At 73.5% G+C, this 14,725-nt stretch carries 11 protein-coding genes; 8 read left to right on the forward strand and 3 right to left on the reverse strand.

Going from position 1 to position 14,725, the window contains the following annotated elements; all coding sequences use genetic code 11:
- The first annotated feature begins 73 nt into the window (after positions 1-73).
- The 5 genes from Csp2054_RS12925 (at position 74) to Csp2054_RS12945 (ending at position 5,741) form a co-directional block, all read left to right on the forward strand.
- The gene (locus Csp2054_RS12925) at positions 74-1,627 is read left to right on the forward strand and encodes a DNA-3-methyladenine glycosylase 2 family protein (protein ID WP_096899719.1); all 1,554 of its coding nucleotides are present in this window, start codon (positions 74-76) and stop codon (positions 1,625-1,627) included.
- Positions 1,624-2,136, forward strand: a complete 513-nt coding sequence (locus Csp2054_RS12930; RefSeq protein WP_096899720.1) for a methylated-DNA--[protein]-cysteine S-methyltransferase — start codon at positions 1,624-1,626, stop codon at positions 2,134-2,136. The genes Csp2054_RS12925 and Csp2054_RS12930 overlap by 4 nt, the downstream gene beginning before the upstream one ends.
- Positions 2,137-2,305: 169 nt before the next feature.
- Positions 2,306-3,121 (forward strand): alpha/beta fold hydrolase, encoded by an 816-nt coding sequence (locus tag Csp2054_RS12935; RefSeq protein ID WP_176491696.1) that lies wholly within the window; start codon positions 2,306-2,308, stop codon positions 3,119-3,121.
- Positions 3,122-3,128: 7 nt separating this feature from the next.
- Positions 3,129-4,001 (forward strand): hypothetical protein, encoded by an 873-nt coding sequence (locus Csp2054_RS12940; RefSeq protein ID WP_096899722.1) that lies wholly within the window; start codon positions 3,129-3,131, stop codon positions 3,999-4,001.
- Positions 4,002-4,265: 264 nt separating this feature from the next.
- Positions 4,266-5,741, forward strand: a complete 1,476-nt coding sequence (locus Csp2054_RS12945) for an APC family permease (protein WP_096899723.1) — start codon at positions 4,266-4,268, stop codon at positions 5,739-5,741.
- 109 nt (positions 5,742-5,850) lie between these two features.
- Here Csp2054_RS12945 and Csp2054_RS12950 read toward each other — a convergent pair whose 3' ends face one another.
- Positions 5,851-6,732, reverse strand: a complete 882-nt coding sequence (locus Csp2054_RS12950; protein ID WP_255252738.1) for a LysE/ArgO family amino acid transporter — start codon at positions 6,730-6,732, stop codon at positions 5,851-5,853.
- A 70-nt stretch (positions 6,733-6,802) separates the two neighbouring features.
- Here Csp2054_RS12950 and Csp2054_RS12955 point away from each other — a divergent pair, with 70 nt between their 5' ends.
- Both Csp2054_RS12955 and Csp2054_RS12960 read left to right on the forward strand, forming a co-directional pair.
- Positions 6,803-7,720: a LysR family transcriptional regulator ArgP gene (locus tag Csp2054_RS12955; RefSeq protein WP_096899726.1), complete on the forward strand. Its 918-nt coding sequence runs from the start codon at positions 6,803-6,805 to the stop codon at positions 7,718-7,720.
- A 59-nt stretch (positions 7,721-7,779) separates the two neighbouring features.
- Positions 7,780-8,274, forward strand: coding sequence for a hypothetical protein (locus Csp2054_RS12960; RefSeq protein ID WP_096899728.1), 495 nt, complete (start codon positions 7,780-7,782; stop codon positions 8,272-8,274).
- A 32-nt stretch (positions 8,275-8,306) separates the two neighbouring features.
- Here the strand turns inward: Csp2054_RS12960 and Csp2054_RS12965 are convergent, their stop codons facing one another.
- Together Csp2054_RS12965 and Csp2054_RS12970 are read right to left on the reverse strand one after the other, a co-directional pair.
- Positions 8,307-9,086 (reverse strand): DNA-formamidopyrimidine glycosylase family protein, encoded by a 780-nt coding sequence (locus Csp2054_RS12965; protein ID WP_096899730.1) that lies wholly within the window; start codon positions 9,084-9,086, stop codon positions 8,307-8,309.
- Entirely contained in the window at positions 9,079-13,755 is a 4,677-nt protein-coding gene (locus Csp2054_RS12970) for an ATP-dependent helicase (RefSeq protein WP_096899732.1), read from the reverse strand. Before Csp2054_RS12970 ends, Csp2054_RS12965 begins: the two co-directional genes overlap by 8 nt.
- A gap of 161 nt (positions 13,756-13,916) precedes the next feature.
- Here Csp2054_RS12970 and Csp2054_RS12975 point away from each other — a divergent pair, with 161 nt between their 5' ends.
- Positions 13,917-14,582, forward strand: a complete 666-nt coding sequence (locus tag Csp2054_RS12975) for a PadR family transcriptional regulator (RefSeq protein ID WP_255252739.1) — start codon at positions 13,917-13,919, stop codon at positions 14,580-14,582.
- Positions 14,583-14,725: the final 143 nt, after the last annotated feature.

Raw genomic sequence — 14,725 nt, forward strand, 5'->3', positions numbered from 1 at the left:
CGCGCCTCCCGACCGTTACTGCCGTGTCCGATTCCCGCCAGTCGATGTCGGTGAGCCGTGCGACGCTGGACCCATGTCCACCACCGCAGCCGACCCGCTGCACGCCGAGCGGTACCGCGTCGTCGCCTCACGCGACGCGCGGTTCGACGGCCAGTTCGTCACCGCCGTGCACTCCACCGGCATCTACTGCCGCCCCTCGTGCCCGGCGCGCACGCCGCGCGAGTCCGGTGTCACGTTCTACCGGACGAGCGCCGCCGCGCACCTCGCCGGCTTCCGCGCGTGCAAGCGCTGCCTGCCGGAGGCGACGCCCGGCAGCCCCGAGTGGGACCTCCGCGAGGACGTCGCCGGACGCGCCATGCGCCTCGTCCTCGACGGGGTCGTCGAACGCGACGGCGTCCCCGGGCTGGCCGCCCGTGTCGGGTACTCCGAGCGCCAGCTCGGCCGCATCATGACGGCGGAGCTCGGCGCCGGACCGAAGGCGCTCAGCCGGGCGCACCGCGCCCAGACGGCGCGGACACTGCTGACCTCGTCGGACCTGCCGATCGCCGACGTCGCCTTCGCGGCCGGGTTCTCCAGCGTCCGCCAGTTCAACGACACCGTGCGCGAGGTGTTCGCCGTCACCCCGTCCGAGCTGCGGGCACGACGCACCCTCCGGCCGGTCGCGGACGGCGCCCTGCACGTCCATCTGCCCGCCCGGGCGCCGTTCGACGCGCAGGGTCTCCTCGAGTGGCACGCGCTCCACGCGCTGGCCGGCACCGAGCAGGTGGACGTCGGCCCCGACGGCCGGGTCACGGCGTACGGACGGCTGGTGTCCCTGCCGGGAGGCACGGGCTGGTTCCGCGCGACGGCCGCCGGTGGGCGCGCGGTCGGGATCGACCTGCAGGTGCGGGTCGAGGACCTGTCGGACCTCCCCACGCTGGTCGCGCGCGTCCGCGCGCTCTTCGACCTCGACGCCGACCCGACGGCGGTCGACTCGGTCCTCGCGACCCTCTCCGAACTCGCTCCGGCGGTCGAGCGGGTCCCCGGGATCCGGCTCCCCGGCGCGGTCGACCCCCACGAGGTCGTGTTCCGGACGCTCATCGGCCAGCAGGTCTCGGTCGCGGCGGCCCGGACCGCGCAGACCCGGCTCGTCGCGGCGCTGGGGGCGGTGGCGCCGGAGTCAGTGCTCCCCGGCGGACGGCTCTTCCCGTCGGCCGACGTCATCGCCGCACAGGGCGGGTCCGTCCTCCGCGGTCCGGCCGCCCGCGTGGACACGATCCTCCGCGTCGCCGCAGCGCTCGCCGACGGGTCGCTCGTCGTCGACGCCGGCCAGTCGGTGCAGGAACTCCGTGCCGGGCTCCTCGCCGTGAAGGGCATCGGCCCGTGGACCGCCGACTACGTGGCGCTCCGCGTGCGGCACCACCCCGACCTCTTCCTCCACAGCGACCTCGCCGTGCGCAACGGTGCACAGGAACTCGGCTTGCCCGGTGCCGTGCGCGAGCTCTCCCTACGGTCGGAGCAGGTGGCCCCGTGGCGGAGCTACCTGACGATGCACTGCTGGCGACCGATCGTCGACCGCGCGATGGCGACGGCCGGCGTCAGCCACATGACCACGGCGGCCACCGCCGCCCGGAAGGACCGACCATGACCGACGCGATCATCCAGACACTCGACACCCCCGACGGCGCCTTCACGGTGCTCGAGGACCCGGACGGGCGCGTGCTCGCCTCCGGGTGGACCGACTCCGCCGAACGGATTCTCGGGCGGCTCGCGGCACGGCACCGGCCGGAGCGCCTCGTCGACGGCCGGGTCTCCGCAGCCGATGCGGTCGACGCCTTCTACGCGGGCGAGGCCGAGCATGCGATGCAGGTCCCGGTGCGCCAGACCGGCACCGCCCTGTTCGAGGAGGGGTGGCGGCAGCTGCGGCGGATCCCGGCGGGCGCGGTCCTGACCTACACGGAGTTCGCGGCCGCCATGGGTCGGCCGGATGCCGTGCGCGCCGCCGCCAGCGTGTGCGCACGGAACGCCCCGGCACTGTTCGTCCCGTGTCACCGGGTGCTGCGGTCGGACGGGACGCTCGGCGGTTTCGCGTGGGGCCTCGACGTGAAGCGGTCCCTGCTCGAGCGGGAGTCGGTCGGGACGACGGCGCTGGTCTGAGTCACCCGGGTGGGGGCGGTCGGGCTGTCCTCCCCCTGGTTGCGGGTGATGACGCGGCCTGAACGGACTGCCATGCTCGTGGCATCCACCCCGCACGGTCCATCCCGAGGACCACGCGCAGCGCCGACGACCGGTGCCGTGCCGTCGCCGAACTCGAGGAGCCATGCACGTGAGCCGCCCGCCCCACGCGTCCGACCGGACGGTGGTCTCCGCGGACGGCACCGAGCTCGCGGTCTCCGAGACCGGGGACGGCCCCGCGCTCGTCCTCGTCGGCGGAGCGTTCGACCACCGCGGCACCCCGTACCTCACTCGGCTCGTCGCGGTGCTCGCGGAGCGCTACCGGGTCGTCACCTACGACCGCCGCGGCCGCGGGGCCTCCGGCGACACCCTGCCGTGGTCGATCGAGCGCGAGGTCGAGGACCTCCGAGCGGTGATCGACGCCGTGGACGGGCCCGCCTGGATCTACGGCTACTGCGTCGGCGCCGGGCTCGTGCTGCACGGCCTCGCGGCCGGCGTCCCGACCACGGGCGCGGTGCTGTACGAGCCGCCCTTCCGCGCGAGCGTCGAGCACCACGTCGACGACGTGGTCTTCGCCGACATGCTCGACGAGCACGTCGCAGCCGGACGGCGCTCGCAGACCGTCCGGGCGTTCCTCGCCCACGTGCTCGGCGTCCCGATGGGGCAGATCGCGCTGCTGCGGCTCCGACCCGCGGCCTGGTCCGGCCTGCTCGCCGAGGCGCACGTGCTCTCCCGGGACGTCCGCGTGCTGAACGGCCTGGTGATCCCCGAGCGGGTCGCGGCCGCCGTCGGGGTCCCGGTGCTCGTGGCCTCCGGCGACGACGGCCCAGAGTTCATGCGCCGGGCCGCCCGGGCGCTGGGCGAGGCGGTGCCGGGTGCGACGTACGTCGAGCTGCCGGGACAGTGGCACCGGCCGGAGCCCGAGGCCGTCCGCGCCGCCCTGGAGCGGTTCACGGGCCTGCGATGATGGTGGAGTGACCCAACCCCGCCTCGGACTCCTGCTCGACGTCGACGGTCCCATCGCCAGCCCGCTCACCCGCACCATCGCGATCCCGAGCATCGTCGAGGACCTCGTCGCCCTCGCAGCCGAGGGGATCCCGATCGTCTTCAACACCGGTCGCAGCGACGCCTTCATCCGCTCCGAGGTCGTCGGCCCCCTGCTCGCGGCCGGCCTGGCGGAGGGCACCCGGGTGCACGCGGTGTGCGAGAAGGGTGCGGTGTGGTGCTCGATCGGGCCGCAGTACCCGGACGGCACGGGCGAGCTGACCGTCGCGGAGGACCTCGCCCTGCCCCGCGACTACGCCGACGAGATGCGGGAGCTGGTCCGTGCCGAGTACGCCGACCTGGTGTTCTTCGACGAGACGAAGCGCGCGATGGTCTCGATCGAGCAGCGGGTCGAGGTTCCGAACATCACCTACCTCGAGCGGCAGCCGGGCTTCGACGCGCAGGCGATGGCGGCGCTCGTCCGCCGGGGCCTCGGGGTGCGCCGGCTCGACGACGTCCGACCGGCAGCGGACGGCAGTGTCGCGTGGCGCATCGACCCGACCATCATCTCCACCGACGTCGAGTCGGACCGCAGCGGGAAGGACCTCGGGGCCGAGCGGTCGCTCGAGCTCCTCGCTGTCGACGGCGAGCTCCCGGTGACGTGGCGGACCATGGGCGATTCGCGGAGCGACTACGCGATGGCGGACTGGCTGCACGCGAACGGCCACGACGTCGCGCACGTCGACGTCCGGCCGGCCGACGGGGTCCCCGCGACGCCGTACCCGGTGCTCACCGCGCCGGACGGGGTCGTCCACGACGAGGCGGGCGCGCGGTTCCTGCGCGACTGGACTCGCGCGGCCTGACGCGAACGCGCCGGCCTCGCCGCGCGTGCGGCCTGACGCGGACGCGCCGGCCTCGCCCCGCGCCGGCCTCGCCCCGCGCTGGCTGCGCCCCGCGCCGGCCCCCCAACACGACGCAACCACCCGCGCACGGCCCGCCGCCTGCCGGGCGCACACCGCGCCTCCCGGCCGTCACGGTGACCGCACTGGTACACCATGTTTGCGTGTCGGGGTGGTACACCAGTACCCTCACGGGGTCCACCGCCAGCCGATGACGGGAACCACCCCATGGCAACACCGCTCCGTGTCAAGTCGATCGAGGCGAGCCTCGCCGACTCGGAAGAGCAGGGCCGCTCCCTCAAGCGGTCGCTCAAGACATTCGACATCGCCGCGATGGGGATCGCCGTCGCGGTCGGTGCCGGCATCTTCTCCGTGGGCGCGAACGCCGCCGCGAACTTCGCCGGGCCGAGCGTCATCCTGTCGTTCGTCCTCGCGGCGGTCACCTGCGGCCTGGCCATCATGTGCTACGCCGAGTTCGCGTCGACGATCCCCGTCGCCGGTTCCGCGTACACCTTCACCTACGCGACGATGGGCGAGCTGCTCGCCTGGATCGTCGGCTGGGACCTGATCCTCGAGACCCTGACCGCCAGTGCGGTGATCGCGAAGTACTGGGGCATCTACCTGAGCACGGCGTTCGACGTGTTCGGCGTGCAGCTGCCGAGCTCGATCGCGCTCGGCCCGATCGGCTTCGCCTGGGGTCCGGTCCTCATCGTGGCCGTGTTCACGGTGCTGCTCGCCTTCGGGACGCGGCTGTCCTCGCGGGTCTCGGCGGTGATCACGGTCATCAAGGTCGCGATCGTCGTCTTCGTCATCGTCGCCGGCGCGTTCTTCGTCAAGGCCGCGAACTTCACGCCGTTCATCCCGCCGGCCGCCCCGGCGAAGGGTGCCGACGGCAGCGTCTGGACGCAGTCCCTCGTGTCGTTCGCCACGGGCGCGGCGCCGGCGCAGTACGGCGTCTTCGGGCTCCTCGCCGCCGCGTCGCTGGTGTTCTTCGCGTTCATCGGGTTCGACGTCGTCGCGACGAGCGCCGAGGAGACCGAGAACCCGCAGAAGACCCTGCCGCGCGGCATCTTCCTCGGACTCGGCATCGTGACCGTGCTCTACGTCGCCGTCTCCGTCGTCATCACCGGCATGGTCTCGTACCAGCGGCTCGCGCAGGAGGACGCGCCGTCCCTGGCCTCGGCGTTCTCGATCGTCGGCCTGCCGTGGGCCGCCGGCATCATCGCGATCGGCTCGCTGATCGGCCTCACCACGGTCGTCATGGTGCTGCTCCTCGGCCTGTCCCGCATCGTCTTCTCGATGAGCCGCGACGGCCTCCTGCCGCGGTGGTTCTCGCAGACCAACCCGAAGACGCAGACCCCGGTCCGTGTGCAGGTGGTCGCCGGCATCGTCGTCGCGTTCCTCGCCGGGTTCACGCCGGTGGAGAAGCTCGAGGGCATGATCAACATCGGCACGCTCTCGGCGTTCGTGCTCGTGTCGGTCGGCATCGTGGTGCTCCGCCGGTCGCGTCCGGACGCCCCGCGTGCCTTCCGGGTGCCGTGGTCGCCGGTGGTGCCGATCCTCTCCGCGGTGCTGTGCTTCTGGCTGATGCTCAACCTCGAGGTCGAGACGTGGCTGCGGTTCGTCATCTGGCTCGCGATCGGCTTCGTCATCTACTTCGGGTACAGCCGTCGGCACAGCCGGGTGGGGCAGGGCCTGCAGTAGGGCGCGACCTCCCGCGGAACCAGGTTCCGGACACAGCACCGAGCACCTGCGCGGTGCTGTGTCCGTTCCGCGGTGCGCGCCGCCCCGCGCCGCCCCGCGCCGCGCAGCGTCACGCTCCGACGACGAGCGCGATGCCGAAGCCGAGCATCACGACGGCCACGAGGCCGTCGAACACCCGCCAGGTGAGCGGCTTGGCGAAGAGCGGCCGGAGCAGCTGTCCGCCGAAGCCGACCGCGCCGAACCAGGTGCAGCTCGCGAGGATCGCCCCCACCGTCCACGGCCACCGCTCCACGGGGCCCTGCTGGTTCGCCACCGAGCCGAGGAACACCAGCGTGTCGAGGTAGACGTGGGGGTTCGCCCAGGTGAGGACGAGCATGGTCGCCACGGCCGTGCGCATGGTCGCCGGCCGCCCGGGAGGCACGGTGCGCCTCGTCCGCTCCGCCCGCGTGGGCAGCGTGGTCGGCTGTGCGGGCGGGGCCGCCGTGGCCGCGTTGCCTGCGGCCGCCGTGCCTGCTGCCGCCGTGTCTGCTGCCGCAGTGCCTGCGGCCGCTGTGTCGTCGCGCCCCCGCGCGGACAGCGCGCCCCGAAGCGACGGGGCGCACCGTTCCTTCGGGGGTGCGACCGTGTCGCGCGCGGACCGGGCGGCGCCGTCGGCCGTCACCGTGTCGGAGCCCGCGTCGTCGGGACGCAGGGCCTCATCGGTCGGCCGAAGCGCACGTCGCGCCGCGAGCACGCCGTAGGTCACGAGGAACGCGGCCCCGACGAACCGGACCACCACCAGCGCGACCGGGAACCGCTCCACGACCGCGCCCACGCCGAGCACCCCGGCGAGGATGAGCACGGCGTCGGACGCCGCACAGACCAGCACAGCCACTACCACCACACGACCGGACGCCGACACGGCGAGGCGTAGCAGGTACGCGTTCTGCGCACCGATCGCCACGATGAGCGCGAGTCCGGTGCCGAGGCCGGCGAGGAGTGGGAGGAGCACGGCATCGACCCTACGGGCGACCCCCAGTGAAGCCCAGTTCACGTTTCTGCAGCACCGTAAGCTGGACTGCATGCGCTTCCAGCGTGCACACCTCGAGACCCTCCTCGCAGTGGTCGACCACGGCACCTTCGACGCCGCGGCGCGCGCGCTGTCGATCACGCCGTCCGCAGTGTCGCAGCGCGTCAAGGCGATGGAGCAGCAGGTGGGTCGGGTCCTCGTGCAGCGATCCACCCCCGTGGTCCCGACCACTGCCGGCGCGGTCCTCCTGCGCCACGCGCGGCAGGCCCGACTGCTCGACGACGAGACCACCCAGGCGCTCGGCGCCGACGCCGGGTCGGTGCCGACCATCGCGTTGGCGGTCAACGCGGACTCGCTCGGGACCTGGTTCCTGGACGCCCTCGCCCTCGTGCGGGTCGACACCGAGGTCGTGTTCGACCTCCACCGCGAGGACCAGGACCGCACCGCCGAACTCCTCCGCGCCGGAACGGTCACCGCGGCGGTCACCGCCGAGGCGGACCCGGTCCAGGGCTGTACGTCGGTCGCCCTCGGCGTCGACCGCTACCGGGCGGTGGCATCGCCGTCGTTCCTGACGCGCTACCTGCCCGACGTCGACCCGAGCTCGGACAGCGAACGGCGGCTGCTCGCCCGCCTCGACCGGGTCCCACTCGTCGACTACGACCGGGACGACGACCTCCAGCAGGGTTACCTCCGCCGTGTGCTCGGCCACGCTCCACGGGGACCGCGGCACTTCGTCCCGACGTCGGCGGACTTCGCACGGGCGGTCGGACTCGGCTTCGGCTGGGGGCTGCTCCCCGAGGCCCAGTGCACCGACGCCATCGCCCGTGGCGAGCTCGTGGAACTCGTCCCCGGGCGCCGCGCCGACGTCGCGCTGTGGTGGCAGCGGTGGAACCTCGCGTCGCCGCTGCTGGACCGGGTCACCGACGCCGTCCGGAGCACGGCGGCACGCCACCTGCACGCTCCGGCCTGACCGCGCTCTCCGGACCGTCCCGGACGCGACCCCACCGGCGCCCGCTCACCGTCCGGGCCATGTCATCCCGCACCAAGACCGCTGCCGTGCTCGTCGGCGTCGCCTCCGTCGCCCTGCTCCTGACCGCCTGCCAGGACGGCGGCGCGCAGAACGGCAAGCCGGTCGGCAAGGGACCCGCCACCGACGACCCGGCCCGGCAGACCTGCCCGGTGGCTGCGAAGTCGGCCGTCGACGCCATCGACGCGGCCGTCGGGAAGCAGGACGACACCGACTTCGCGAGCGTCCAGCGTGGCGACGGCGGGTGGTACCTCGCGGCGTCGATCGTCCCGAACGTCAAGGACGATCCGAAGACCGATGACGTGACCGTCTGGGCGACCACGGCCGACCCGACCGAGGAGGACTTCGACGGTCCGCTCGCGCCCGTCAACGACGAGGCCCGCGCATCGGTCTCGAGCGACGACGCCAGCGCGTCAGCCGTGCCCAGCACCTGCAGCGACGACTCCGACGCTGCGAAGGCCGTGGCCGGGTGCCTCATCAACGCCGCGAACCGCTGAACCTGCGGCGGCACCGGGACGCGTCCGCCGGGTCAGGTCTGGCACCGCGGGCACCAGTAGGTGTCCCGCAGCGTGAGTTCGGACTCGCCCAGCTCCCCGCGCCGGATCGGCGTGCCGCACCGCAGACACGGCTTCCCCGCACGTCCGTACACCCAGAGCCGACGCCCGGGACGGTCGACCCCGGTGGTCACCCGCGCGTTGCGGTCCCGGTTCGCCGTGATCAGTCGGCTCGCCATCGTGATCATGCGCGCCGGGTCCGCCACCTGCCCCACGGGACGGGTCGGCAGCGCACCTCGGAGGAAGCAGAGCTCGGCACGGTAGACGTTCCCGAGTCCCGCGAGCACCCGCTGGTCGAGCAGGGCGAGGCCGACCGGGCGCTCGGGGTCTCGGAGGAGGTTCGCCAGCGCCTGGTCCGCGTCCCAGTCGGCGCCGAGGAGGTCGGGACCCAGGTACCCGACGACCTCCGGCTCCTCTTCGCGCGGCACGACCTCGAGGATGCCGAGGGTGAACCCGACCGTCGACACGTCGGCTGCGTCGAGGACGACCCGGGCCTGGTGCGCGGGCCGTCGCCAGCGCTCGCCCGGGGCGTAGACGTCCCACCGACCCTCCATCTTCAGGTGTGAGTGCACCGTCAGGTCGCCGATCCGGTGGAGCAGGTGCTTGCCCCGGGGGACCACCTCGTCGACGGTGCGCCCGACCAGGTCGAGCGTGGCGAAGGCCGGCACCCGGAAGTCGCTCCGCGTCAGCTCCTTGCCCGCCAGCGCCGCGTGCAGCCGGTGTGCGGCGCGGTAGACGGTGTCTCCCTCAGGCACGGAGTCGTACTCCCTGGGGCGTCGCCGTGAACCCGGCGTCGCGGAGGGCCGACCCGAGCGGGGACTCGAGCACGAAGCCCCCGTCGACGCGCTCCACGGAGAGCTTCCCGAGCCCGCGGCGGACGGTCGCTGCGATCGACTCGGCTGCAGCGGTCAGGTCGGCGGCGTCGTCGGTGAAGGTCAGCACCGACTTGCCGCCCCGCTCGACGTAGACCGCGAGCGCGCCGTCGACGAGCACGACGAGCGCGCCCGCCTTGCGTCCGGGGCGGTGTCCGCGAGTCTTCGCCGTGACGGTCTCGTCACCGTCGTCCGCGGTGTCCTCGCTCGGCCACGGCAGCGCGGCCCCGAACGGGTTCGCCGGATCGGTCGCCGCGAGCGTGATCGCCTGCCGGTGCCGCTCCGGGTCACCGCGCTCGTCGTCGTCCAGGTCGCGGGCGAACGTGCGGAGTCGGTCGACGGTCGGACCGGTGGCGAACTGCGCCGCACCGAGCCCCTCGACGAAGTACCCGCGCCGGGCCCGACCGGTCTCCTCGAAGCGGGCGAGCACGCGGTACACGCCGGCGAACCCGCCGCGAACGCCCTCGACCTGCACAGCACCCCTGGTCACGACGCCGTACCGCTCGAGGAGCTGTTCGGCCGTCGCCGCCGCCCGGACGGTGGCGTCCGACTGGGCGAGCGGCAGGATCGACCAGCGCCCGCCGACGGTCGGCGGCCCGGACTGCGTCGGCAGGGTCGGCCGACGTCGTCCCCGGTAGGCGCGGGTCCGGGGCGCGCTCGTGCTCTTCGCCTTGCCCCCGAGCATCGACCGCAGTGGCGCGAGCGTGTCGTTCGTGATCTGCCCCGCCCAGACGAGATCCCACAGGGCGGTCGCCAACTCCTGGTCGTCGGTGCTGCCGACGGCCTGCGCGAGCTGCCGGAAGAAGTACGCGCCGCCGCCCGCCAACGCCCCGAGCACGTCCCGCTGCAGTGCGGTGGTCTCCTCGCCCGACGGCTCCGCCAGCGTGGTGTCCGCGGTCTCGGCCAGGTGGAAGCGCACCCAGCCGTCGTTGCCAGGCAGGTTCCCGGCCCCGGACCACAGGACCTCCCCGGTGGCGGTGAGCTCGTCGAGCATCGACGGGGCGTAGTCGGTCACGCGGGACGGCAGGACGAGGGACTCCCACGCGCTCGCCGGGATCGCCACCCCGGCGAGCTGGTCGAGCACCTGCAGCACACCGTCCACGCCGCGGAGTCCGCCCCGGGTGCCGGGAGTGTGCACGTGCTGCCAGACGGGCAGGAACCGGGCGAGTGCATCCGGGGCCACCGGCTCGACCTCGTGCCGGAGCGCCGCGAGCGACTTGGTCCGGATGCGGCGCAGCACCTCCGCGTCGCACCACTCGGCGCCCTGCCGGTCCGGACGGAACTCGCCCTCGACGACCCGGCGGTCCGCGACGAGACGCCGGAGCGTGTCCTGCACGACCGCGATGCCGAGCCCCAACCGGGCGGCGGCCTCCTGTGCGGAGAACGGCCCGTGCGACCGGGCGTACCGACCGACGAGGTCGCCCAGCGGGTCCGCGACCGGCTCGACGAAGGCGGTGGGGACACCGATCGGCAGCGGTACCCCGAGGGCGTCGCGGAGGCGCGAGGCGTCCTCGATGACCGCCCAACGGGTCTCGCCGGCGTGCGTGAACGACAGCACCCGACGATCGCGTTCGAGCGCCTGCAGGGCGGCGGCGACCGCTGCCTCGTCGCCCGTGTCGGCCGCCCAACTCCGTGCCGTGACCTCGGCGAGGTCGAGCGCGCCGACCAGCCGCAGCACGTCGACGATCCCCTCGGCGTCCCGGGCCCGGCGGTCGGGCGAACGGCGCTGGAGGTCCTGTTCGACCGAGGCGATGACGGCCGGGTCGAGCAGCTCCCGGAGCTCGGCCCGTCCGAGGAGCTCCCCGAGCAGGGTGGAGTCGAGGGAGAGTGCCGCCGCCCGGCGCTCCGCGAGCGGCGAGTCGCCCTCGTACATGAACGCCGCGACGTAGCCGAACAGGAGTGACCGTGCGAACGGCGACGGCTGCTCGGTCTCGCTCTCCACCAGCCGGATCCGCCGCCCGGCGATGTCGTCGGCGATCCCGAGCAGGGCCGGTACGTCGTAGACGTCCTGCAGGACCTCGCGCACGGTCTCGAGCACGATCGGGAACGTCGGGTACTTCTGCGCCACCTCGAGCAGCTGCGACGCACGCTGGCGCTGCTGCCAGAGGGGCGAACGCTGTCCGGGGTTCCTCCGCGGCAGCAGGAGGGCCCGTGCCGCGCACTCGCGGAACCGTGCCGCGAACAGGGCCGATCCACCGACCTCGTCCGTCACGAGCACCTCGAGCTCGTCGCGCTCGAAGACGAACAGGTCGGCTCCGGGCGGCTCGGCGTCGGTCTCCGGGATCCGGACCACGATGCCGTCGTCGGCCGCCATCGCATCGCCGTCGATCCCGTGTCGCTCCCGGAGTCGGGCACCGACCGCGAGGGCCCACGGCGCGTGCACCTGCATGCCGTAGGGGGAGTGCATGACGAGACGCCAGTCGCCGAGCTCGTCGCGGAACCGCTCGACGACGAGCGTCGTGTCGTTCGGCACGGCGCCGGTGGCCGCTCGCTGGTCGCGGAGGAACGTGAGCAGGTTCGTCACGGCGCGGTCGTCGAGCCCGCCCTCGGCGACGCGCGCGCGGGCGTCCTCGTCGGAGGCGGCGTCGACCTCACGCACGAACGCCCCGGTGGCGCGGCCCAGCTCGGCCGGCCGGCCCAGTCCGTCCCCCTTCCAGAACGGCACCCGTCCCGGCTGGCCGAACGCCGGGCTGACGAGGACCCGGTCGTGCGTGATCTCCTCGATGCGCCAACTGGTCGCGCCGAGTGCGAAGACGTCGCCGACCCGGGACTCGTAGACCATCTCCTCGTCGAGTTCACCGACCCGGGACGCACGTTCGCCGACCATGAACACGCCGAACATGCCGCGGTCGGGGATCGTGCCGCCGCTCGTCACGGCCAAGCGCTGCGCACCCGGCCGACCCGTCAGCGTGCCGTGCACCCGGTCCCAGACCAGGCGCGGCCGGAGCTCGGCGAACTCGTCGCTGGGGTACCGGCCGGTCACGAGGTCGAGCGTCGCCTCGAACGCCGAGCGCGGCAGCCCGCTGAACGGCGCGCTCCGCCGCACCAGCTCGAACCAGTGCTCGACGTCCAGGGTGTCGACCGCTCCCGCCGCGACGGTCTGCTGCGCCAGGACGTCGAGCGGGTTCGCGGGCACCCCGATCGACTCGATCTCGCCGCGGACCATCCGTTCCACGGTCACCGCGCTGTTCACCAGGTCCGCACGGTGCTTCGGGAACAGGACCCCGCGGGAGACCTCGCCGACCTGGTGTCCGGCGCGACCGACCCGCTGCAGGCCGCTCGCGACCGACGGCGGCGCCTCGACCTGCACGACGAGGTCGACCTCGCCCATGTCGATGCCGAGTTCGAGCGAGCTCGTGGCGACGACGCAACGGAGCCGTCCGGACTTCAGGTCGTCCTCGATGATGGCCCGCTGGTCCTTCGACACCGAGCCGTGGTGTGCCCGCGCGAGCACCGGGACGCTGGCGTCGGACCCGCCCCCGCCGGTCTGCCCGGACGCGCCGATGACGTCGGCCGGCGGCCGCTTCGGCTGGGCGACGGGCGCGTGGGCGGACGCGCGGCCCGGCGACTGCGTCACCGGTGCGCCGACCCCGGCGGCCACCGGCTCGCCGGCCCCCGAGGCGGCGAGCACTCGCTCCTCGTGGATCTCGTTCAACCGCGCGGTCAGGCGCTCCGCCAGCCGTCGGGAGTTGGCGAAGACGATGGTCGACCGGTGCTCCTCGACCAGGTCGACCACGCGTTCCTCGACGTGCGGCCAGATCGACCCGTTCGACGGCGCCTCGGTGGCGTCGGCCCCGACCGGCGGCGCCCCGAGCTCGGCCATGTCGTCGACCGGCACCACGACCCGCAGGTCGAACGTCTTCTGCGCGGGGGGTGCGATGATCGTGACGGGAGCCCGACCGCCGAGGAACCGCGCGACCTCCTCCGGCGGGCGGACCGTCGCCGACAGCCCGATGCGCTGCACCGGCTGCTCGAGCAGGTCGTCGAGGCGTTCGAGCGAAACGGCGAGGTGTGCGCCGCGCTTGGTCGAGGCCACCGCGTGCACCTCGTCCACGATGACGGTGTCGACGTTGACGAGCGTCTCCCGCGCGCGCGAGGTGAGCATGAGGTACAGCGACTCGGGCGTCGTGATGAGGATGTCCGGAGGCTGCCGCAGGAGCCGCTGCCGGTCGGACGACGGGGTGTCTCCGCTGCGGACGCCGACCGTGACCTCGGGCGGTTCGGTGCCGAGCCGCCTGGCCGTCTGGGTGATGCCGACGAGCGGGCTGCGGAGGTTCCGCTCGACGTCCACGCCGAGCGCCTTGAGCGGGGACACGTAGAGCACGCGGGTCCGTTGCTTGGCGGGTGGCCGATCGTCGGCGCTGATGAGCCGGTCGATCGACCACAGGAACGATGCGAGCGTCTTGCCCGACCCGGTCGGCGCGATGACGAGCGCGTGCTGTCCGGTCGAGATGGCGTCCCACGCCCCGGTCTGGGCCGGGGTCGGCGCGGCGAAGGCACCGCGGAACCACTCCGCGGTCGCGGGGGAGAAACGCTCGAGGACGTCCGTCATGGTCCGTCCCATCCTGCCCGCGACCACCGACAACGGCCCGAGCGGCAAAAGCGCTTGACAGACCGATAGTTACCGATCTATCGTCACTACATCGCGATACGACGAAGGCCGATCGGTCAGACCGGATCGCGAGCCGACTCACCACGACGGAAGGACACCTCATGCGCTTCGACGACATGAACCCCCAGCAGCACCAGCACCCGCGCGGTCCCCGCTTCGGCGGCCCGCGCCACCACCACGGCGCCGGCTTCCCCGGACGCGACCGCGGCGACCACCAGCGCGGCGGCTTCGGCCCCGGCCGCGGCTTCGGCCCCGGCCGCGGCTTCGGCCCCGGGTTCGGCGGACCGGGCTTCGGCCCCGGGTTCGGCGGTCCCGGGTTCGGCGGCCGCGAGCGCCGACGCCGCGGCGACGTCCGCCTCGCGATCCTCGGCCTCCTCGCCGAGGGCCCGCAGAACGGGTACGCCGTGATCAAGACGATCGCCGAGCGCACCGGTGGCGCCTGGAAGCCGAGCCCGGGCTCGGTCTACCCGACGCTCCAGCAGCTCGTGGACGAGGACCTCGTCGTCTCGACGGGCGACGGTCGGAAGACGCTCTTCGAGCTCACCGACGCCGGCAGGGCCGAGGCGGAGGCGAAGGCGGACGAGATCGCGGCCGCGTTCGAGGCGCCCGGCATGCCGGACGCCCAGCGCGCCTTCGTCGAGTCGCTCCGGAAGACCATGGGCGTCCTGCACATGTACCGGACGACGGCGACGGACGAGCAGATCACCGCGGCGACGGACCGGGTGGACCAGCTCCGCAAGGACCTCCTGCAAATCCTCGCCGACTGACGATCCGACCACACGACGGACGGGAGGCACGGTGCCAGCTGGCACCGTGCCTCCAGTCCGTCCGGTCTCGGAAAGCGACAGATCTCGGTGTCGCTCCCGCGAAAGCGACAGTTCAGCGCGCGCACGCGGCACAGTTCTGTCGC

The organism is Curtobacterium sp. 'Ferrero', from assembly GCF_002412165.1.
Lineage (GTDB): Bacteria > Actinomycetota > Actinomycetes > Actinomycetales > Microbacteriaceae > Curtobacterium.

Coding starts and splice junctions, on each gene's coding strand:
- Csp2054_RS12925 (WP_096899719.1), top strand. CDS start 74: ATGTCCACCACCGCAGCCGACCCGCTGCACGCCGAGCGGTACCGCGTC.
- Csp2054_RS12930 (WP_096899720.1), top strand. CDS start 1,624: ATGACCGACGCGATCATCCAGACACTCGACACCCCCGACGGCGCCTTC.
- Csp2054_RS12945 (WP_096899723.1), top strand. CDS start 4,266: ATGGCAACACCGCTCCGTGTCAAGTCGATCGAGGCGAGCCTCGCCGAC.
- Csp2054_RS12955 (WP_096899726.1), top strand. CDS start 6,803: ATGCGCTTCCAGCGTGCACACCTCGAGACCCTCCTCGCAGTGGTCGAC.
- Csp2054_RS12960 (WP_096899728.1), top strand. CDS start 7,780: ATGTCATCCCGCACCAAGACCGCTGCCGTGCTCGTCGGCGTCGCCTCC.
- Csp2054_RS12970 (WP_096899732.1), bottom strand. CDS start 13,755: ATGACGGACGTCCTCGAGCGTTTCTCCCCCGCGACCGCGGAGTGGTTC.
- Csp2054_RS12975 (WP_255252739.1), top strand. CDS start 13,917: ATGCGCTTCGACGACATGAACCCCCAGCAGCACCAGCACCCGCGCGGT.